This window comes from Pseudoalteromonas issachenkonii (genome assembly GCF_002310795.1).
Classification (GTDB): Bacteria; Pseudomonadota; Gammaproteobacteria; order Enterobacterales; family Alteromonadaceae; genus Pseudoalteromonas; species Pseudoalteromonas tetraodonis.
Map to the genome: position 1 here is coordinate 285,524 of NZ_CP011031.1, position 21,810 is coordinate 307,333.

The 21,810-nt window shown below is 39.6% G+C and carries 21 protein-coding genes; 19 read left to right on the forward strand and 2 right to left on the reverse strand.

Features of this window, described 5'->3' with window-relative positions:
- Window positions 1–188 precede the first annotated feature (188 nt).
- The 16 genes from PISS_RS16940 (at window position 189) to PISS_RS17015 (ending at window position 17,050) form a co-directional block, all read left to right on the forward strand.
- A complete protein-coding gene (locus PISS_RS16940) occupies window positions 189–668 on the forward strand; it encodes an Hcp family type VI secretion system effector (protein ID WP_013462973.1) in 480 nt (159 codons plus the stop codon).
- A 73-nt stretch (window positions 669–741) separates the two neighbouring features.
- Window positions 742–2,595 carry a type VI secretion system tip protein TssI/VgrG gene (gene tssI, locus PISS_RS16945; protein WP_058155795.1) on the forward strand — a complete coding sequence of 618 codons (1,854 nt, stop codon included), beginning with the start codon at window positions 742–744 and terminating at the stop codon, window positions 2,593–2,595.
- The gene (locus PISS_RS16950; RefSeq protein WP_036955207.1) at window positions 2,595–2,954 is read left to right on the forward strand and encodes a hypothetical protein; all 360 of its coding nucleotides are present in this window, start codon (window positions 2,595–2,597) and stop codon (window positions 2,952–2,954) included. Before tssI ends, PISS_RS16950 begins: the two co-directional genes overlap by 1 nt.
- Before the next feature lie 38 nt (window positions 2,955–2,992).
- Window positions 2,993–3,283 carry a PAAR domain-containing protein gene (locus PISS_RS16955; protein WP_058155797.1) on the forward strand — a complete coding sequence of 97 codons (291 nt, stop codon included), beginning with the start codon at window positions 2,993–2,995 and terminating at the stop codon, window positions 3,281–3,283.
- Between the two features lie 2 nt (window positions 3,284–3,285).
- Window positions 3,286–4,311: a hypothetical protein gene (locus PISS_RS16960; protein ID WP_058155799.1), complete on the forward strand. Its 1,026-nt coding sequence runs from the start codon at window positions 3,286–3,288 to the stop codon at window positions 4,309–4,311.
- Window positions 4,308–5,153, forward strand: a complete 846-nt coding sequence (locus PISS_RS16965) for a hypothetical protein (protein WP_058155801.1) — start codon at window positions 4,308–4,310, stop codon at window positions 5,151–5,153. Before PISS_RS16960 ends, PISS_RS16965 begins: the two co-directional genes overlap by 4 nt.
- Window positions 5,153–9,880, forward strand: coding sequence for an RHS repeat-associated core domain-containing protein (locus PISS_RS16970; RefSeq protein ID WP_244175300.1), 4,728 nt, complete (start codon window positions 5,153–5,155; stop codon window positions 9,878–9,880). The genes PISS_RS16965 and PISS_RS16970 overlap by 1 nt, the downstream gene beginning before the upstream one ends.
- Before the next feature lie 10 nt (window positions 9,881–9,890).
- On the forward strand, window positions 9,891–10,751 hold the full coding sequence (locus PISS_RS16975) for an immunity 49 family protein (protein WP_029750456.1): 861 nt from the start codon (window positions 9,891–9,893) through the stop codon (window positions 10,749–10,751).
- Between the two features lie 32 nt (window positions 10,752–10,783).
- Window positions 10,784–11,275, forward strand: coding sequence for a DUF6795 domain-containing protein (locus PISS_RS16980; RefSeq protein WP_024602676.1), 492 nt, complete (start codon window positions 10,784–10,786; stop codon window positions 11,273–11,275).
- Between the two features lie 17 nt (window positions 11,276–11,292).
- A complete protein-coding gene (locus PISS_RS16985) occupies window positions 11,293–12,465 on the forward strand; it encodes a lipase family protein (protein ID WP_024602677.1) in 1,173 nt (390 codons plus the stop codon).
- Between the two features lie 172 nt (window positions 12,466–12,637).
- Window positions 12,638–13,411: a ChaN family lipoprotein gene (locus PISS_RS16990; RefSeq protein WP_033102973.1), complete on the forward strand. Its 774-nt coding sequence runs from the start codon at window positions 12,638–12,640 to the stop codon at window positions 13,409–13,411.
- Window positions 13,405–13,995 (forward strand): hypothetical protein, encoded by a 591-nt coding sequence (locus PISS_RS16995; RefSeq protein WP_058155805.1) that lies wholly within the window; start codon window positions 13,405–13,407, stop codon window positions 13,993–13,995. Before PISS_RS16990 ends, PISS_RS16995 begins: the two co-directional genes overlap by 7 nt.
- A gap of 55 nt (window positions 13,996–14,050) precedes the next feature.
- Window positions 14,051–14,317, forward strand: coding sequence for a hypothetical protein (locus PISS_RS17000; protein WP_013462985.1), 267 nt, complete (start codon window positions 14,051–14,053; stop codon window positions 14,315–14,317).
- 60 nt (window positions 14,318–14,377) lie between these two features.
- On the forward strand, window positions 14,378–15,163 hold the full coding sequence (locus tag PISS_RS17005; protein WP_013462986.1) for a hypothetical protein: 786 nt from the start codon (window positions 14,378–14,380) through the stop codon (window positions 15,161–15,163).
- 177 nt (window positions 15,164–15,340) lie between these two features.
- Window positions 15,341–15,853 carry a DUF6795 domain-containing protein gene (locus PISS_RS17010; RefSeq protein WP_013462987.1) on the forward strand — a complete coding sequence of 171 codons (513 nt, stop codon included), beginning with the start codon at window positions 15,341–15,343 and terminating at the stop codon, window positions 15,851–15,853.
- A gap of 30 nt (window positions 15,854–15,883) precedes the next feature.
- Window positions 15,884–17,050: a lipase family protein gene (locus tag PISS_RS17015; protein ID WP_058155807.1), complete on the forward strand. Its 1,167-nt coding sequence runs from the start codon at window positions 15,884–15,886 to the stop codon at window positions 17,048–17,050.
- 13 nt (window positions 17,051–17,063) lie between these two features.
- On the opposite strand, the gene soxR is transcribed toward PISS_RS17015, so the two are convergent.
- Window positions 17,064–17,522 (reverse strand): redox-sensitive transcriptional activator SoxR, encoded by a 459-nt coding sequence (gene soxR / locus PISS_RS17020; protein ID WP_013462989.1) that lies wholly within the window; start codon window positions 17,520–17,522, stop codon window positions 17,064–17,066.
- A 98-nt stretch (window positions 17,523–17,620) separates the two neighbouring features.
- On the opposite strand from soxR, the gene PISS_RS17025 reads away from it, so the two are divergent.
- Genes PISS_RS17025 through PISS_RS17035 form a run of 3 tightly spaced genes read left to right on the forward strand, consistent with a single transcriptional unit; the run spans window position 17,621 to window position 19,274 of the window.
- Window positions 17,621–18,085, forward strand: coding sequence for a flavodoxin family protein (locus tag PISS_RS17025; protein WP_024602684.1), 465 nt, complete (start codon window positions 17,621–17,623; stop codon window positions 18,083–18,085).
- 47 nt (window positions 18,086–18,132) lie between these two features.
- Window positions 18,133–18,657: a DsrE family protein gene (locus tag PISS_RS17030; protein ID WP_024602685.1), complete on the forward strand. Its 525-nt coding sequence runs from the start codon at window positions 18,133–18,135 to the stop codon at window positions 18,655–18,657.
- Entirely contained in the window at window positions 18,657–19,274 is a 618-nt protein-coding gene (locus tag PISS_RS17035) for a GDSL-type esterase/lipase family protein (protein WP_058155809.1), read from the forward strand. Before PISS_RS17030 ends, PISS_RS17035 begins: the two co-directional genes overlap by 1 nt.
- A 35-nt stretch (window positions 19,275–19,309) precedes the next feature.
- On the opposite strand, the gene PISS_RS17040 is transcribed toward PISS_RS17035, so the two are convergent.
- Window positions 19,310–21,559 (reverse strand): TonB-dependent receptor, encoded by a 2,250-nt coding sequence (locus PISS_RS17040; protein WP_058155811.1) that lies wholly within the window; start codon window positions 21,557–21,559, stop codon window positions 19,310–19,312.
- Window positions 21,560–21,810 lie beyond the last annotated feature (251 nt).

Below are 21,810 nucleotides of genomic sequence, written 5' to 3' on the forward strand. Positions count from 1 at the left end.
GCATTATAATTCGTGTGTCTTATATAGAAACAAGGAATTTTTGAGACATTGTCTTCATCTAGGGAAAGGAATTCTGAAGACCTTTTCATTGCTGTTTTAAAGATAATGATTTCAAGGAATTTTGGGTAACCAAAGTAAACGAATCCACATAATGGATAATATTGTTTAATAAAAAGGAGCATTATCAAATGCAAGCAAATACATATTTAAAATACGGTTCAATCAAAGGCGAAACTACTGCTGAGTCTTTCAAAGATTTAATTACAGTTTTATCTTTAGATTGGAACGTTAGCCGTGAAATTAGCGCAGCGACTGGTACGGCGATGGATCGTGAATCTAGCTCTACTCGTTTAGGCGATGTGACTATTACTAAACTTCAAGATAAAGCATCTCCGGATCTTTTCAAAGAAGCAACTATTGGTAAAGGTCTACCTGCTGTTTTCCATATCACTAAACAAGGTGATAAAGTTGAAGAAATCATGAAAATCGAACTTACAGATGCCATGATCTCTAGCTACTCAGTATCAGTTCAAAACGACCGTCCAATTGAAACAATCACTATCAGCTACACTGAAATGATGATGACTGTTACACCTACTGACGACCAAAACAACATCACTGCACCACTTGTATATGGTTACAGCGGTGTTAAAGGTCAACAAATGTAATATTTGTTACCCGATTGTAGCTCTGGGCTTTGCCCAGGGCTTTTTTTGATCTTCAGGATGGGAAAAGCAAGGAATGCAAAAAGCAACACAAGATAAAAACGTAATTCAAATTAGTACTCCTGTTGGTAAAGACGCCCTTTATTTAACACGCTTCGTTGCGCAAGAAGCCATGTCAGATTTGTTTGTTATGTCGGTCAATATGTACACCATAGGCCAACAAATTGCACATGAAGATCTGGTTGGCAAGCCTGTTTCTATCAAGGTAAAAAATGCCGAGGGTGGCGGAGAGCGTTATTATCACGGTATTGTGAGTCAGCTTGTTTCTAACGGAAGCCGTACGGCGGATGTTGATGAGCAAAAAAATTACATTGATTATCAAGCTACCATTGTACCTTTTGCCGCTTCTATGCGTAATCGTAAAAACAGTCGCATTTTCCAAAAGAAAACAATTAAAGATATATTTGCTGATTTGTTTGGCCAACACAATGTGGCTTTTTCAGATAAAACCAGTAAAACCTACCCCAAATACGAATACTGTGTGCAATACCAAGAGTCAGATTTTGACTTTATCCAACGCTTATTACAAAGCGAGGGGATTTTTTACTTCTTTGAGCATACAAAAAGTAATCATACATTAGTTTTAGCAGATGATATTACCGCATATGAAATGTGTGGTGAGGCTAAAGTTGTTCATTCAACTGGCCATTTAAGTGAGTCTCATGTTTCGCGTTGGCAGGGCGGATTAAGCTTAGCGCCAGGTAGTTTCAAACGTTTGGGCTACGATTTTAAACAGCCATCACGTTACCCTGATGCAGAGCAAGCAAACGCAGAATTACCGACCCAATCGGTATCAGAAATTTTTGAATATACAGCTGAAGCAGAGTGTCATCCCCGCGCGGCTAATTTGGCATCAGTTCAACTAGAGTCACTGCAAAGAGACATGAAGCTCTCGAGCGGGCGCAGTGACTGCCGCTCATTCTCTGTTGGTAAACTGTTTAGTTTCAAAAAACATGAAGACCCACGCCTTGAAGGTAAAACCTTTGCTATCACCTCGATGATGACGTCGATTGTGGTACCAAACCAATCAGGCGCTGCACAGGCATCGAGTGAAGAAGTGTATTCTAACCACTTTGAATGTGTGCCAAAAGACATTCCATACAGAGCGCAAGTGAGCAAAAAGAAACCGGTTATCAACGGCGTACAAACAGCCCTAGTAACGGGTGATAGCGCCGATGAAATTATGATTGACCAATATGGCCGCGTTAAGGTGCAATTTGATTGGGATCGTGAAGGTAAAAAAGACTCTAAAAGTTCATGCTGGATCCGAGTTGCACAAAACTGGGCTGGCAAAAAGTGGGGCGCCTTTTTCTTTCCCCGCGTAGGTCAAGAAGTACTCGTCGACTTTATTAATGGCGACCCAGATCAACCTATAATAAGCGGTGCTGTTTATAACGCAGACCTAATGCCTCCGTACGCATTACCTGGCGAAAAAACGCAAAGTGGTATTAAAACCCGCTCAACTAAAGAAGGTGGGGCAGATAATTTTAATGAATTACGTTTTGAGGATAAAAAAGGCAGCGAGCTTGTGTATATGCAAGCCGAAAAAGATAAACAGCTTTACGTTAAAAACGATCAAAACGAAAAAATAGATAACGACCGTAATGTTGAAATCCTTAATAACGATAATCTCAAAGTCACAGCTAACCGTGTTGCTGAAATGGGTGAAAATGACACCTTAAAAGTCGGTAAAACACTTAATATTGAAGCCGGTGACGAAATAGTGATTAAAACAGGCTCTGCGCAAATTAAAATGAGCAGTAGTGGTAATATTACTATTGAAGGTACAAACATTGATATTAAAGGCAGTAATGTAAAAGTAGATGGCAGTGCCATTACCTTATCTGCTGGTGTAATTAAGTTAAATTAATGATGGAAATAGTCAATAACTTTCAATCAGGATTTAGAAACGGCATTGCAAATAACGGGCACGTTGTTTACTGCCGTTATGGTTTACCGCATTTAGTGTGTTTACCGATAAACAGGCCAGACGATCCATTACTAAGCCCAGCTTTAAGTCATTTAAAAGCCATGAATGGCTATTATGCTCAGCAGTTTTTTATTCATTTAAGTGATGCACTTAATAGTGAAAATGTAATTTCAAACTTATATCAATATGCAACTCAAAGCGCTGTAGCACTTGCTGATCACAGTAAAGATGAGTTAATTGAAGAAATTTCGCTACTGGTAACCAGTAACAAGCTATTAGTTATCCCGCTTTATGAATAGCATTTCATAAACCAACAAAGACACGACAAGGAGTCAAAATGGGTAAACCCGCTGCTACAATTGGTCATATGCATGTATGCCCTAAAGTGACCGCTAAAGTTCCACATGTGGGCGGACCTATAGTTGCTGGCTCTGGCAATGTATTAATAGGTGGCATGCCCGCTGCCCGCAAAGGCGACATGATAGTGTGTGTTGGACCGCCAGACAGTGTGAAAACAGGCTCGGGTAGTGTTCAAATTAATGGTAAACCTGCGGCTAGAATGGGCGATGATAGTAGCCACGGCGGAAAAATCGTTGTGGGCAACCCAACTGTGTTAATTGGTGGTTAACTTTGCTAGCGACCTATTTAAGTGATCATCAAGCACAATTACTACAAATTAGTAATGCTCAACTGTGCCCGTTTACGTGTGTAGGTCATGTTCGTTATTTAAGAAAAACGCTATTAGAAAGCTGCTGGGTAAACGCAAAAAACAATAATCAAAAAAATAACTTTGAATTGCCCACCACTGAGCAACTAGTCGAAATAATAACTAACACCAAAAACGATGAATTAGTTGCCCAAGCATGTATTGAAGTCATGGCTAACTTGCCACAAAATAAAAATATTATATTTATAAATGAATTACTTAATGAGCCAGCGCTGAGTACCTTTTTTAAAATCATTATAAATAAAGTCGTTATTCAACAGCATAGCTTTAACTTAATTCGGCTATTAAATTTAAACACCTTGTTTTTTGCTTACAGTGCTGATGAAGAGATTGCCCCGCAAACACTGGTCACTATAAATCAAATTACCAGCCTTGCGCAGCACCACGACTCACAGATATTAACGGCTATTTTTGATGCATTAAGTGAGCAAGCCCATCTATCACCTTTAATGTCGTTATTTTTGTTGTCATTAAATTTTGAGCAAGTAAATAGCTTAAGCAATCATGCCAGTAATACCTTATCGGTTGATCAAACACTGCATATTTTATTACAAAGCGGTTTTGTAAAACTAATTGTTTTAGCCAATTCTTTATTACAACAAGTAGAGCAACCCGCGTTAATTATTGCGCTAATAAGACGCATGTTAGGTGATAAACTCGATCAGCTAGTGGAGTACGATATCCAGCGACTCGCTTGGCAAGGTGATGAAAGCGCGCTATTAGAGTTTCAGCAGCAGTTAAAACATAACTGGTCTAAATATGAAACCGCCATGTCGAGTTTACGACTGATTGCAGGACACTCTCTTGATGAAGTGCCTAATGCCATTTATTTATCGGCCATGGATAGCTATAGCCAAGGGGTGTTTAACTTATATCGCTATTATCAACATCTCGCTGCCAATAAAACTCAGGACGAGGTGGCATCATGAGTGCATTTTCAATCGAGATGACATGCTTTTCTGTCCCAAATATTAGCAGCGTAGACACATTATTATTTGACGATAACAGTGCTGTTTTTAATGAGTTGCAATGGCAGTCTTGGGATGCATGTGTTTACGATTGCATAATTAAATCTAAAGAATTAATGGCAGAAGTCACAGACAGCACATTGCCGATGATTTGGTTACTACCAGCGTTATCATTTCAAGATGAGCTAAAACAGTTATTAGCTCAAAGCTTACAACAGTTATACCCCGATCATAGCAGTGAGCTGATTTTTCATGGAACAACAGGTGCACACTCTGCTATAGCTTTGGCTGGTGAAAAAAAATGGCAAAAATTTAATGTAATTGCTTTAGATGCAACCTTTAAAGCAAATAAACAGCAGCAGTTTGTATATCAAGGTGTAGGTGGTGCGTTGGCTGTAGTTGAAATGGTGCCTTGCGGGTGGTCGCAGGTAAGCCATGAAATTGCAGCATCTATTGATTTTAGCAAACATAATCAGCTTGCAGGTATGCTTACGCGACTAGCTGAACAAACAGAGAATAAGATAGATCTAATTTTTGCACCAGGAAATGGGGTAGACGATGATAGTTGGCTAAACAATTTACAGCTACTTACTAGCTTAATTGATGAGCACACATATTACGAACTACCCAATTATAAATTAGGGAAAATAGGCGCACTAGAAGGGTTAGTTAATTTGTACCAATTAACCACAAGCCCTGCAATTGTTGAGCATTTTAGTCATGCATTAATGCTTTCACAGGAGCAAGCTAAGCATCAAGGTGCAGCATCATACTTATGGATAAGTGAGGAAGTACACAGCTAATGCAAAGTAATACCGTTGTTTTACAAGGAATAAGTTATCCAATTTGCCTCGTCGCTGGTAAAGGTTCAGCGCCGTCGGGTTTTTTTGCTGTAGCAGCTAACACGCCTGAAAGTGCCAAAAGTCAAATTGCGCAAGTCGGCAGTGCGCTTACTAGCGACGCCGCTAAACGTTTAGACGTTATTAACTTGCTTAACCTTGCAGGAATAAGCTGTTCGCGCGGTGCGTCAGCCCGTGAAACCGCGAGTGTATTAACCCAAGCTTTGGTTGCAGATAAAATTAGTTGTTATCACCAAAAAGCTAAGTCGGCCATTCAGGTAAGCGATAACACCAATAGCGGCGCAGCAGGTAAAAAGCCAAGTAGTAAGAGCAGTTCAACAGCCTCAGGTAAAAGTGCCTCTCAAGCGCCGGCTAAAAACAGTGGCGGTGCAAGTAATAATACCCCAAGTGAAGAACCTATCACTAAACAAGAGTGCCGCTCTGATCCGGTTTCTATGCTCTCAGGTGAAGAAATACTGCCGCTTATTGACTTCACCTTAGCAGGCAGCAAACAATTAATTTGGCGACGCCTATACCGTTCATCGCATGCGGATGTATGCAGTGTAATGGGTAATGGTTGGCGACATGACTTTATGGTGCAGTTAACTGAGCATTACTTACCGCCACCTAAAGTAGGCCCAAAACAAAAAGGCACCTATTGGTTAGAATACCAAGATGAGCATGGCGCTAAACACCGTTTTGAAAAAGTAAAACCGGGGCAATCGAGCTATCAGCTAAGCAGTAATTTGGCTTTGCATTACCAAACTAATGGTAAGCAAGTATTGGTAACCCCAGATGATCAGCATCTTACGTTTAAAGCTGGCGAAAACTCATGGTTGCTCGAAAAAGTTATTAACGAAAAAGGCCAAAGTATTGGTTTTTATTACGATGCGAAAGAGCGCTTGCATCGCGTTGAGGTAAATAAAGCGCGTGGCTGTATTTTAAAATATAACCCGCAAGGGTTGCTGGCAAACATTTCGGCTTATCGTACAGGTGATAACAACAAGCCAGTATTACTAACGCCGTTACTTGCGCAATATGATTATGATGAAAACAAAAACCTCGTTCGCGCGACCAATCAACAAGGTGAAACAGAGCATTATGGCTATAACGCCGCTAACTTATTAACTAAGCGTACTCGTGCCAGTGGTTTTAGCCATCATTTTGAATGGGACAGTTACTCATCGAGTGCTAAGTGTATAAAACAATGGGGCGATAACAACACCTATACGTATCAGTTTGAATATAATTTAGACGCTGGTGAAACAACCTGTATAGACTCGCGTGGGCATAAAGAACACTTTGTACATAACGCGCAAGGTAAGTTAGTTAAGCACACCGATCCTAATGGTAATGTTTGGCACTACCGCTATAACGCACAAGGCCAAAAAATAACGGAAATAAAGCCAGACAGCAGTGAAATAAAATACAGTTATACCCCTTACGGTCAGTTAGAATCAATAACGCAGCCAGATGGCAGTGTCACTAAATTTGCTTACAACCAATTGGGTCAGCGTGTATTAACCACATTGCCTGATGGTCAAACAATAACCCGTAAATACAGTGTGGCGGGTTTGCTGCAAAGTGAAACCTTTGGCGACGGTCGCACTGTACTTTACAGCTATGACAAATTTGGCCAGCTAACCCAACACATAAATAAAGATGGTCAAGTCACTAAATTTGTATGGAACGAACAAGGTGAGCTATTAGCAAAACACCATAACGATGAGCTTATTCGTTACAGTTACGACAGTTTAGGCCGTGTAAATGCCACCATTAATAACGCAGGTTTGTTGACTCAATATAAGTACAATGAGCACGGTCAGCTTGCGCAAACTATTGCCTTTGACGAAAAAGACCCTGAAAACAAACAGCATCAATATTTTAGTTATGATGATGCAGGGCGGTTAATTAGCTCGCAAAACAGTAAGGGTGATACCACCGAGCAACACTTTGAAGGGCTAAGCCAGCCACATTGTGTTATTCAGCCCGATGGCAGCGCACTGCATTTAACTTACGACAAAGAGCGCAACCTAACCGCTATCGAACGTAGCGACGGCCATGTATACCGCATAAGCTATGACGCTAACGAAAACCCAACGCAAGTAACTGGATTCGATGGCACGTTACAGCAATATAAATACGATGCTTGCAATCGGTTAACCTCGGTGACACAAAGTGATAAACGCCATGTAAAAATAGAGCGTGATAAATTAGGGCGCGTGATTGCGCAGCATGCAAGTTTGGCAACCGATACTCACATCGTTAATAACGCCAACTACTATAGCTATAACTTGCAAGGTAAAATTACCCGTGCGCATAATGCACAATCAACCTTAAAGCAGCAGTTTGATAAAGGCGGGCGGTTACTGCATGCTGAGCAAGTACATAATCAGCAACAAGCGCACACCTTAAAATACAGTTACGACGACTACGGCAGAAGGCAATCACTGACCTTGCCAGATTCAAGTACGCTTAAATATAGCTACAATAAATTCGGCCAGCTAAGTGCTATTCACTTAGAGCAAGCCAATAGCACGGCTGTTGAACTTGCAGCGCTTAGCTATGACAGTCAAGGCAATATTCAAACTCAACAATTTGGTAATGATGTAACCCTTACCCAACATTTTGATGTATTTAACCGCTTAACACAGCAGCAGTTAACTCATCCTGCGCAAGCACTATTTGATACCTGTACGTACAATTACGACAGCGTAAACCAGTTGATTGCGCGAAAAGAGGAAGGCGTTAGTAGCCATAATATTAATTTTGAGTACAACAGCCTTGGCCAGTTAATTCAACAAAATCTAGTAAGTTCTGAGAACAAAAAAACTACCCAATACCAGTGGGATAGCTTTGGTAACCCAGTTAGCCAGTCAAAAATTAAAAATAACGAGTTATCCGAACAACAAGCTACTCAGCACAATGATGAGAGTGATGCCATCAATAAGGTTGATAGCAACCAGTCAGCTAACACAAATAACGCGCTTCATAGTGAGTATAACGATTTAAGTGCAGCAACCGCAGCTAGTGATTTAAGTGATAATGATGATGTTATTACAGGCATCACCGACGCCGACCGTTTAACCCACTTTGGCGACAGCGACTTTCATTATGATGAATTTGGTAACCAAATTCGCGAAACCGGTAAAGGTATAAAAACCCGCCGCGAATACAATGCATTTAATCAGCTAAGTTGCTTTAACAACAACGGCACGCTTACCCAATACGATTACGACCCACTGGGGCGTCGTATTGCCAAGCATACCGAGCAGGGTAAAATTGACTACATTTGGGATAACGACCAGTTAATTGGCGAATACCAACATGGGGAATATACCTGGTATATCAACCTACCAAACCAATTTCACCCGGTCGCGCTAATTAAAAAAGGTGAGGTGTTCTACTACCACCTAGACCAACTGAATACCCCACGTTTTGTTACCAATAACAAAGTAGAAGTGGTATGGGAAAACCAAGCCGATGTGTATGGTTATGAAGAGTCAGAAGCCGAGTCTGGCACTAACAAAGAAAGTAGCTTCACTCAGCCTATACGCTTTCAGGGTCAGTATTTAGATGAAGAGAGCGGCCTACATTACAACCGCTACCGCTACTACAGCCCCAAACAACAGCGCTTTATAAACCAAGATCCAATTGGTTTGGTGGGTGGTATAAACCACTATCAATATGCACCGAATCCGGTTAATTGGTTTGATCCTTTTGGGTTATTGTGTAAAGAGGGTGTGAAAAAGCTTTCTAAGATGATAGGCGACATCGTTGATACAGCAACAAAAGCCAAAATATTAAAAATTGCTGAAGACAGTTCTCCAGCAGATGCCAGAACGGGTAATATTAAAGTAACAAGACCTAATGGTGAAAACAGACTTGAGCATGAATACAGTATCGAATCTATGGATGTTGATAACGGTAAAATTACTTTAACACGAGAAGTAGGCGATAAAGTGATTGAAACTACGATGAGCATTGAACAGTTTGTTGGTGGGCATGTTATTGATGGCAAAGTGGTAAATGAAGAATGGTCTCGTGAAACAGGAACGTTGACTGAGAATGAGTTAAAACTTAACAAAGCAACTAAAAAGGCAGGCAGTAAACGGACTGTTTATTCTCTTCCTGTAACGTTGAAAGAGAATGTAGATACTCGTGATGAGGAAATGGTCGAACGAGATAAACACAAGGCAAAAGCTTCACCAGAAGAAACACAACGTTATAACGACCAAATACCAAAGATTAACAATGAATCAGCCAAAATTGGCGAAAAGGCTGCTGATGCAGCGATTAAAACACAATACCCTGGTTATACTCGTATTCATCCAACGAGCTTAGATAGTTCTACATCGGTAAAGGGTAACTTTGATATGGTTTATGAAAATGCTGATGGTGATGTCATTATTGTTGAAGCCAAGGGGGGCAGTAGCCCATTAGGTAAAATGAAAATTGGTGATGAATATTATCAACAAGGCACAACGAAGTATGCAAAAGCCATTACTAAAAATATGGCAGGTAGTGAGAAAGAGTCTGAATTAGATGCAGCTGAGGCAATTTACAACGCTGGAAAAAAGAATAAAAAGATTCAATATTTACACGTTAAGACGCCCATAACTAAAACAGAGAATGGCTCGCTCGTCGGCAGTGTTGAAACTACCGAGTTCGATATTGAAAAAATGACATAGTAGGTTATATATGATTATAAATCGCAATTACATTCCAAAATTTGAAAAAATATCTCTTAAAAGACGTTTAAAGCGATTAAAACAAGCTTATGAAGAAATTGCAGAAGACATTGAAATTAAAAGAGACAATTTATTAATGATATCAGAGGATATGGTTAACCTAGCTCGCTGGTTGACTTGGGAAGTTCAAACTCCCGAGATAGAAAAAGAGTCAGCAACAGCGTTACGATATGCATCAAAAATGTACGCCGCGTTCTTAAAGCTTGCAGAGCAGCCAGAGCAAGAGCAAACCTTTAAAATATATAATTTACCTGAAGTAACGTGGAATGGTAAAGGTATGTTAGAAAACGGTTATGCAGCTCCATCAGAATGGATTGATGCCTATTTTTTAGCGGTGATTACTCGCGATACTGAAAGTATGGATAGCTTGGCAAATTTCCCTATAGAAACTATGAAACAAAGTGCGACACAAGCAGGCCCCGTTTCTTATAAGCTCGTTGAAGTTTTTCAAGCTTACCACCATCATCAAGCCGATTACCCAAAATTGCTTGACGAGTGTATGGGAATGGCTGTTAAGCAAAATGATGACTGGGCGATATATATTGCTTTCGGATACCTAGAAACGCTAGCTGCTTTATCACCAGCAACTTTTGATGTTGGTTGTGATTTTAATGAAGCACTTGCCAAAAACGTACAAGCGCAAGAGCGCTATCACATTTATGAGGCAGGTCCAGATCATGCCCCTGTAGATTCATTCTTACCCCTGCAATTACTCGGCATGGCGTGCATGTGGCACGATATGGGTAATGAGGTAACGGTTAAAAGTGATTCATTACCGCGTTTTTTAATTAATGGTACTTATTTTAAATAATTAGAAATATAGGTAAGGAGGCCCAAACCACTATGTTTGGTTTAATAAAAAAATACAGTGTACACATGTGCTCTGAAGTTAAAGGGGTTATTACTTTAAACGGTAATCCAGTTGAAGGTGTTTTAATTAATCGCAGTCTGGAATTTGCACACAAAGTTGAAAAAGAAGATCAGGTAATAACAGCTCCTGATGGTTCATTTTATTTACCTGAAGTCGTTATTGAATCAAAAATACCCGGTGATATGTTCTCGCATGAGGTTACTTATCAAACTATTACTGCTGTATATGCTGATAAAAAATACAAACTTTGGGGTTCAAAGCTAAGCGGAATAAGTGAGCCTAGTGAATACAAACAAAAGCTGAGCAGTTTAAATGCTGATTTAGATTCTACAGAAGTAAACTTTGTTTTTCCTAATCATGAAAATCCAAATTTGGAGTTTGATGGTTCAAGTATTTGTAGATGGGAACATGATTTTGAAATTTATGAGATAGAAGATAGCGAAGATTACTTTAAAGATTTTTAAATAGAAAAGGACTTTACATGAATATTTTATCGCCAAGTGTAGCGGCACAATTAGCTGAATTTGCATATGACAGTATTGCAGCAGTATCAAATAGCTCATCAACCATAGAGCCGAGTAGAATAATAAGTAAGCACTTTGTGTTTGATTCAAAAAAATCTGCTTTTACAGGAATTTCAGGTACTGTGGCTGAACACGTGCTAAATCATGCAACGGGTTTTGGCTTTTTTGGAATTGGTTCTAAAGAAGGCGCTCATAAAGGTGAAGTTGTACTAACTTTTCGTGGTACAGCAGGTATTGCTGATACTTTGACGGATTTACATTGTGGTTTAACTGTTGGGCCAAATTATAAAGCAGTTCATGCTGGGTTTAACCGTACTTTTGAGTCTATCAAGCCTCAGTTAAAAGCTATATTGAGTAAGGTAGGTGGTCGCCCCGTTCATTGTGTTGGCCATAGCCTTGGTGGGGCATTAGCAACGCTAGCAGCAAATTGGATTAAAGCGCAATATAAAGTGCCTGTAAAATTATACACTTTTGGTTCTCCAAGAGTTGGTCATAACCCTTTTGCTATTCAAAGTGAAACCAGCCTAAATGGAATTTATAGGGCAGTACACCGAAGTGATCCTGTACCTATGGTTCCTGTTTGGCCATTTGTTCATGCAGGGAATGAGTACAGAATAAGCACATGCGTATCACTTACAGGTGCTGCACATAAAATGGCGGGAAATGCGCCTGGATATATCAATACCGCATCTCGTTATCCTGATTATAAGAGCATGGAAAAGGGCTCTTTATCTAACTTAACGATGACACGTCTAAAATACAACAATCGCCACCATGCTTCTTTTAATGCTCATTGGGCTGAAAAAATAACGAGCGCTTTACTAACGTTACTAAGAGAGAGTGGCAAAATCACGAGTATTCTTGCTCAAGGTGTGGTTGCTGGAACGCTAACTATTTATGATGCTTTAGCTCGTAGTCTGGTTGAAATATCTAAAATGTCATCTAAATATGCTGAAGATTGTCAGGGGTTATTAGGGCATATTCTTAACTTTGTTGGGAAGCCTGGCGTGATAGCTGTTGATTATACATACGCGCAAGCTAAGCGAATTTTGTATTGGATGTTAGAAAAACTAAATCAGGTAGTGATAGCAGCTGTAAAAGTATCTCCTTACATGGGTATTGGATACTAACATTGCTTTAAAGGCTCAGATAACTTCTGAGCCACTTAAATAATAAATAAGATTAGCTATAAAGAATTGAAAGGAACCTATTTCAATTGGTTGAAATTTAAAAACCTCTAGTTATTGTTTTTACTCACATATAAAGTAGCTGTATCACATAAATAAAAAACAAGGATAGGTAATGAATAAAATAAACACGGATGTAAATTACAAAACAATGGCCGGTAATGCGCGATTAGTGATGCTTGGTGAATCGAGCCATAATACCGCTGGCTATAAATATGAAGCTATTAAAGCCCTAAAACAGCTTAAAGGAGCTGGATTTACTCATTTTGCGATGGAGATGTTGCCACGCTCTATGCAAGAAAAAATTGATTTTTACCAACGTACGGGTAAAGGTTTTAGAGAAATTCAACAATACTTTGATGAAAACTGGGCTTGGGGTTATTTAGTTCCTAAAGCTTATGGTGAATTAGCAAAAGCTGCTAGAGATATTGGCTTAAAAATTATTGCCTTAGATATTTCGCAACAAATAATGGAGGCTATGGATAAGGAGTGCTCTTATGATCAATATATTGGAGGGGACTGTTTGAGCACGCACACCCGTCGTAATAAAATATGGGCTGATAATATAGCGGGTGTTTTAAATCAATCGAAAGCAAATCGTATCGTTGCTTTTATGCATCGATGGCATGCTGTACAGGCTTCAAACTACGAGCCTGGTTTAGATACCCTAATGCCAATTAGGGGAATAAATAGCATTAGGTTTATAGATTTTATAGGGGGTATTGCTTGTCTATCTCAAAGGCGTTGTGAAGGCGATTCAACTGAAATAAATACTCTCAAGCAGCAATACTTTTATCGTGAAGGTTTCCCTTCTAAACATTCAGTTAAATCATTTCAAGTTCATATTCCTGAACAAAGAGTCAATTCTGATGGAACTCTCAAATGGTAAAAAAAATATTTATAGCTTTTTTTGTTCTTTGCACAATCACTGCTCAAGTTCAGGCTAAGTCGTTATCAAAGACTTTATGGCCAGATCTTGATATCAACAATCCTGAGTTGTCTAAAAATACAGTGATGCTTCAATGTCAAAAAAGCTTAATGTATGCGCCTAGACAGCTTGAAAAGTGGTGCGAAAAAGCTTACGACATGGGTGAGTATGAAGCATTACTTTTTATTGGCCATCATACTGGGGACGGCTCACGTTATGTTAATGAGTTAAAGCGCCGTGTGCTGAAAAATGAAAATTTGGCTATTCGCAGGCTTGCATGGCTTTATGATGGTGGTTTGTTTGTTGAGGAAGATTTAAAGGAAGCCGCACGTTTATATGAGCTTTTTTTAACTCAGGCAGAAGAGCCCTATCCAATTCTGTTAAGGTCGATTCATTACGATTTGGCAAAAATCTATACAAAGCTTGAAGATTGGCCAAATGTTATTATTAATGCGCAATATGTGATAGATCAAAAGTTAGACGATGGCTCTGATACTTTAGCTAAAACATTAAAAGAAAATGCCGTAGCAGCAATGAACAATTAAATATCAAATCCAAAAAGGAGCTATAAACGCCAAATTAAGGCGCTATAGAATTATTATGGAACAACAAAACCAACATACACTAACCAACCTTGTATACGATATTTACGAGGATCCAACCAAAATTGAAGAGCATCAAGAGCTTATTCAACCATTATTGAGCGATTTAGTCGCAACTGCCCCTGCGGGTTTTGAAGGCATAGCGACGATGATCAATACCCACATATCAAACGGGTTTAAGTTTAAAAACCCTAAAATACAAAAGTTTGAGCTTGAGTCGGGCTTATTAAAGCTTAAAACCTACTTTCAAAAAATAAACCTTTAATTAGTTTCGAAATTGCCAATACTCTCGGCGCAGTGTGTTGGCAGTAATCAAGGATGATAAATGACTCTTATAAACACCTGCATTTTAATGCTGTTTTTACAGCCATTATTTGTTTATTTAGCACTTTTTAAACAGTCAAAATACAGCGTTGAGCCTAAAAGTTCGTTAGATAATGAAGATTCAATGTTTTTATTTATTGCCCCTGGCTTATCGGTTTTTTATCTTGATCAGTTTTGGGTCGCGCTGCTTTATTTAGGTAGTGTGTGCTTATTGGGTGTATTGCTAGCTAAAATTGTAGAAAGTAAAGCAAACAAGCGATTAACCAGAGACGATTCAATAGGGTTTATGGTCGCCAGTTTTATCTTTTTTGGAATGATAAAGTTAATTATTGTTGCGGTAGCGTATTTTTTTACCGATGACGCTTCAAGCGCGATAACAGAAGATTTAAGCCCAGCTAAAGAGCCCTCATTAACGATTAGCCAAATGTTTAGTGTGGATTATTTATATAGCCAGTTTAAACCTACGGTTTATTTTTTAGCATTAATGGTCGTGACCTTGGTGCTCAAAATTATTGAGTATAAGTTTTCTCTGAAGGAGGCGCTTTCAGGCATACTTATTATGCTAAGTGCGTTATTAGTCGGTATTTCCCCATTATTTGGCGAAGCTTATATATTAGGCTTAATTGCTAACTTTTTTATCTTTTTTATAGTGTGCTCTACATGTATTGAAATAGACAAAATAGGGGATGCATCGGGTGGCGCTATTGCTATTTTGTATGGCTATATATTAATGATGGGACTAGGGTTTAGCATTATATGTAAGCTGGTTTATGAAGTGTTTTTTTAGGGAAAGATTTATTGCTTGTTTTTTGCTCTAAATGCTTGCAGTGCGCTTTGTACCCAATTAGAATAAATTTTAGTTGAAATGGCAATTTCATTAACGCTGATAGTTAAGAGTTTAAAACGTCATTAAATAGCAATACGACACGTATATTTTGAGGCTAATAGTAGGGAGTTGTATATTTTGTTATCGCGTTTTAAAGCGTACTTTTTGGTAGTTGTATCTATTACTATTATTTTTACTACAACACAGGCTTGTGCAGATATGTTTGGTTTTTTTAATAAGCAGGATTTTGTTTTATCGGCTCCGATGAAGGGGCAGTTGTTAGATAAAGGGCAGCCTGTTGCAAATACTAAGGTTGTACGTGCGCTTACTTATGGTGATGAATATAAAGATGAAGCAATAACCGATGAAAATGGTTTTTTTACCTTCACAGAAAAATCTATAAAAACGAGTAAGCCTGCAAACATGTTTGATAATGAATCACTGGTTCAGCATGTTTATTTAGAAAATGGTACGCCTGAGGGCGTTGTACTTTGGTACACAACCGTGTCTATGCACGAGGGGAGTGATACCCTAAAAAACTTACTCGCTAACTTAGAGTGTGATATTGCCGAAGAGCCACAAACATACGACATACCTATAGAAGAAGCGCCAGAGCATTTTTTTACCATATATGGTGCATGTAAAATGTAACTTTTAACATAATCATTTAAAGGGAATTTTATGAATACTTTAACTCCTACACAAGCTGTACAAGTTGCTTTGCTTGCTTATAAAGCAAAGAGTATTAAAAGTACCACGTTACTTAATAATTCTTTGCATCCTTCTCTGCGAGGTAGCTTTAACTTTGGGGTGAGCCCTGAAGCAGTACAAGGAATATCTGGTGGTTTTTTCTCTCATTTATTTGGTTTAAGCACTGGTTTTGGTTTGCTAGGACATGGCCAAGGGCTGTATCAAGGTGATTCAGTAATCACTATTCGCGGCACGGCTTCTCTTAGAGATGGCCTAACAGATGCACATTTTGGGTTAAGCGGTGGCTCTAACGGCAGTATGGTACATGCTGGGTTTAATAAAACCTTTTATAGCATGAAGCCCGCTTTACAAGAGTTTGTAGCGGCTAACATTCGAGACAAAATAACCGGCTGTGTGCACATTGTTGGTCACAGTTTAGGTGGTGCATTGGCTACGCTTTCAGCCGATTGGATAAAAGCAGAGTATTCGTTGCCGGTTAAATTATATACATTTGGCTCGCCAAGAGTGGGGCTTGATAACTTTTCACGCGCTGCTACTTCTCGTATTGATAAAATATACCGCTGTACACACGGTGCTGATCCGGTTACAAAAGTGCCTTTATGGCCATTTTCACATGCGCCCTATAATGGCCAAGAAATTCGTCTTGATAATGGTCAGGGTCTTAAAGGCGCAGCACACAAGTTAAGTGGTACGCCAGGCTATGTCAATACCGCAAACAGTAATAATTGGGGCAATTTAACTGTAAAAGCAAACCACTTTTTAAGCACGCCAGTACGTTTAAAGTTTGAAGACAGAAACCAAGCTTCATTTAGTTCACACTGGGCAGATAAACTGGGCGCTGCGTTAGTTACCTTATTAAAAGATTCGGGTTACTACAGTGCTGTTGCAGCACAAGCAGCCATAGGTACAGGCTTAACTTTTTACGATATGCTGGCGCGAACGCTTGATAAAATAGCCAAAGCGTCTGCTTCATTTGCAACGCAAACCTTAGGTTTACTCGGCCACATGCTAGTGTTTGCTGGCAAAGTTATTAGTAAAGCCGTAGAGCTGACTTACAGTTTTATTAAATCAGTATTTGATTCAACTCTAGGGGCATTATATCGCGCTGCCCGAGAAGGCTTAAATGGTCTAGATTAAGGTTTTATAAGCCTTAATCTCGCTCTAACAAAATGGCACCACTTTGGGTTTCACCTAAGTGGTCGTCTTTGTTATAAATAGGGCACTTACTCATTGATAAACACCCACAGCCAATACAGCCATCAACCCGTTCACGTAAACGTTGCATATAAGCAATGCGCTCATCAAGCTGTGCTTGCCATTGTTTTGAAAGTGCAGACCAGTCTTTTTGGGTAGGTGTGCGCTGCTCTGGTAACGTTGCCAGAGTTTGTTTAATTTCTTCTAGCGTGATCCCCATCGCTTGTGCCGCTTTTATAACTGCGACTCGCCTTAGTACATCTGGTTTAAAGCGTCGTTGGTTGCCACTGTTTCGCCAACTGCGTATTAGCCCTTTAGTTTCGTAAAAGTGCAGTGTAGATACCTTAACGCCACTGCGTTTAGCGACAAACCCAACCGTTAAGTTGGCTTCAGTAAGCTTTTTTTGTACCGCCATCACTTTAATTCCTTTTAAAAATTAAATTATTTCTTATTGACCTGAACTTAACTTGAGGTTTTAAGCTTTGCTCCATCATAAGAAAAGGAGCTAACCCAATGCAAGAAAAATCAGCACACCATATCGCAATCATATATTCAAGTGGTCGTAAAAATGGCAACACTACCGCGCAAGTTAATGCCTATAGTAAGCAACAAAGCGGCATTGTTTTTTGCTTAGATGATTATGTTATTTCACCTTATCGCTACGATAAGCAGTATCACAATGATGATTTTTATAATTTGTTTGAAGTGTTACTTCGCTACGAACATTGGGTGTTCGCATCGCCTGTGTACTGGTATAACACCACGCCAAAAATGAAAGCATTTATGGACAGGATCACAGATTACATGGATGATGAGGCGTTAAAACCGAAGCTTAGAACTTTACGTCAAAAACAGTTTTCACTGTTGTCTAATGCCGCATCTCCCTCTGCGCCAGATGCATTTATCGATATGTTTAAACATACCTTTAATTATTTAGGAATGACTTTTAAAGCGCATTCACATGTTCAGGCTAGTTAATCACGTTAAATAGCGTTAGGCTAAACAAAAAGTAAAAAGGATGATGTATGAAAACGTTACTTATTGGCTCAAGCTTACTTTTGGCTAGCTTTAGTACTCTTGCTGCAGAGCCTGCGCCTGTTATTAAAGACTATGGTTATTTTTATAATGTGCCCGAGCATGTGTCTGATTTAAGCCAAGCACAGTTCAAGATAGCTTTTGATGTAGGTAAAGGCGCTGAAAAGGGCGCGCAAAATAATCATATTAATTCGTTAGCGCGATTTATTAATATGCATGTGGCTCACGGCGTAAAACCAGAAAATATTCAGCTTGCGCTGGTGGTACACGGTGGAGCCAGCGTTGATGTACTGCAAAACAGCGTTTATAGGACACGATTTGAAAAAGATAACAAAACCGAATCTTTAATTAAACAGCTGCTTGCTAATAACACGCAGGTATATGTATGCGGGCAGTCGGCAATGCATATGAAGGTAGCAGCAGAACAGCTTATACCTGGGGTGAAAATGGCGCTTTCTGCGATGACTGCGCATGCGCAGTTACAGCAGCAAGGCTATACGCTGAATCCGTTTTAATGAATATTCTGTGTTTTGGTGATTCCAATACCTTTGGTATTTCTCCTGTTGATGGCAAACGGCTGAGCGAAATTGAACGCTGGCCTACTTTATTAAAGCAGCAGTTGGGCACCGGCTTTGAAGTGATTGAAGCCGGGGAGCCTAATCGTACTTTAGTCAATAACCCCCCGTTTATGGGAGATAAATCGGGCATTAAATATTTAAAACCGTATCTGGAAGCGCACACTGTTGATGTTGTTATTATTCAGCTTGGCACCAATGACTTAAAAGCACGTTTTGCACTGTCTGCTATCGATATTGGCAAAGCGCTTGAGGAGTTAATTTTAGCCATTAAAGCCTTTTATCACTGTAAAACAATACCAAAGATAATCATTATAAGCCCACCCAAGGTTCATGAAGTGGGAAGTTATAAAAGCATTTACGCAGGTGCAGGTAAAAAAGCTGAACAATTATCCATTGAGTTCAAAGCCGCCGCTGAGCGTCACACGTGTGTATTTTTAGATTGTTACCCGCTGATACAATCTTGCAAGAAAGAGGGCATACACTTACCCGTTAGTGCGCATAGAGAGCTTGCTAATAGGTTGACACCTATAATAAAAAAAGCCGCCGTGTATTAAACACAGCGGCTTTAATTTTTTGCTTAGGGAGTGTATTAAAATGCGTAACTAACACTTAAGCGTGTTGTACGCGGCATAATGTAACGGCCATTGGGCGCGTCGGCATTACGTGGGTCGCCTTCAGTGATACCTTGCTCGTCGGTTAGGTTATCTATGGCTAATTGCAGTTTAATGCCTTCCATTGGTTCAACAATTAAACCTAAGTCTACTTTTTCGTATCCATCAAGTGTCACGGTGTTTTCGTTATTACCAAAGCGGTCATCCACCGCTGAAATTGTTCCATATAAAGTGGCGTACATGCCGTCTACTTCAAAGTCATAGCTTGGTGTTACGCGTACTTGCCATTTAGGCTGGCGCTGTGCTTCATTGCCTTTATTTTCTGGACTTTCAGTTATTTCGGTTTGTTGTAATGTGGTATTTAAATTAACAGAAAAGCCAGATTCATGATTAAAGTTGTAATCAAGTTCAACACCATACGCTTCGTTGGTTAAAATTTCAGCCGGCACACCCGGGCGACTTACAAAGGTATCGCCTTTTACTTCATTGACAAAAAAGGTGGCGTAGAAGTCGGTAGAGTCTGAAATAAGCTTGTAACCTAGTTCGCCCTGCGTTACTTCTTTAATTAGTTTTTCACCCCCTTGGTATGCGCCAAAGTTATCTCTAAAGTCATCAAAATATGGCATTTTATAACCACGGTTAATACGTGCAAACACGCCCATATCGTCATTAATTGAATAGTTTAAACCGGTTGTCCATGAGGTTTTACTTTCATCGTAATCAACAGTTTTAGTGATAATACCATCAAGGTCTTCATCAACACTGTACTGCACATCATGGTTTTCTTTACGTACACCTAAATCAAGCGTAAATGCATCTGCAAATTTATATTGGCTTGTAAAGTAAAGGGCATTGGTGCGGGCATCGCCTGTTGAGCTAATATCGTAATTAAAACCACACCCGTCAGTGTTTTGGTTACATTCAATACCATTTAATAACTCACCACCAGCTTCCAGCACATGATACGCGGTATTACCTAAGCTCCACCAATCGCTCGCAGATGTGCTTGCTGTGTAATAACCAAAAGTGGCTGATAAGTCACCAAATTGTTTTGAAAAAGCTAAGTCGTTAGTAAACGAGCTTATTTCTTTTAATACTACCCAGCGACCCAGTTGCTGAATCGCAGTGTCACTAGCATATTCGGTGTTAGTTACCGCACCGAATGCCGTTTGGCCATTGTCGGCCACTTCACCAACGGTTGTTGCTGAACCATTGGGTACTAGGCCAAATGTATTGGCATCGCCTTTGGTAATATTGAAGCGATCAATAAATTGCCAGCCATTATCAAATTCAAGTTTAATACTACCGCCGGATACATGGCCATCCCATCCTCGGCCATCACCTAGGTCAATGTCGTGTGGTTGCGCATTTGGGCCGGTAAAAATCGTCGCTTGACGGTTAAGTGTGCCAAGTTGGGTATATTCAGCATCAATGCCATTAACATTGAGTGGTGTTGGTAAGTACCATGCGCCATGATCGTCTGTTTGACGGGTATAAAAGTTAAGCTCGCCATTGTCTAACTCTTTAGTAATGTTAATTGTAAATTGGCTGCCTTTTTCAGAAGTAAAGCCTGCATCACGGATACCAGGAGAGCTTTTAACATAGCCGCCTACCATAAAATATAGGTCGTCGGTGATTTCACCACTTACTACAGCATCAATCCGTTGTAAGTCGTAATCTGAGGTGGTGTATTTAAATAAGCCTTGAGTATCTTCACTGCCACGTTTTAATCTAAAGTTGGTTGTTAAACCAGGCTGACCATTAGATAGCACAGGATTAGGACCACCACGCAGTGCTTCCATTGTTTCAATCGTTTCATCGATTCTAAATAACGATGAGTTTTCTAAAAATGAAAGAGTAGGGGCAGGGTAAACTGGCGAGCCTTCAATACTGAGTGTTAAAAATGGCGCATCACCACCTCCTGGAAACCCACGCACAAATACGTTGGCACCAGACTCACCGCCAGAGCTTTCAACCCACACACCGGGAACGGCTTTAAATAAGTCAGCAGTACTTTTAGGTGATAATTTTATAATTTGTGATGAATCAATATTTGTTACAGCGTAGCTGGCATCAATTTTTCTGATCCCAACACCTGCGGGTGTACCAGAAACGACAATTCGCTCAACCTTTTTTTCTTTTGCTTGTTCTGCTGCAAGAGCAGCGTGTGTGCTTAGGGCTAAAGTAATTGCACAGGCTAGCATGCTTTTTGCTTTATTGAATTTCATGTGTGAGATCCCGTTTTTAGTGTGTTAAACAGTGTGTATTACAGCGAGATTGATTAAATTTTAATGTAAACAGGCTGTATAAATTGAAACTCTAGAGATAAATGCAAACGTTTGCAATATTTATTTGTAAATTATTTATTAATAAGGGCTGTTGTTTTATTGAGCGTAATTACACAAGAGCGTAATTTTTAAGTTAATGGGCAAGCCAGTAAAAAATAATAATGCTATATTGTCAGTAAGTTAGATATAGC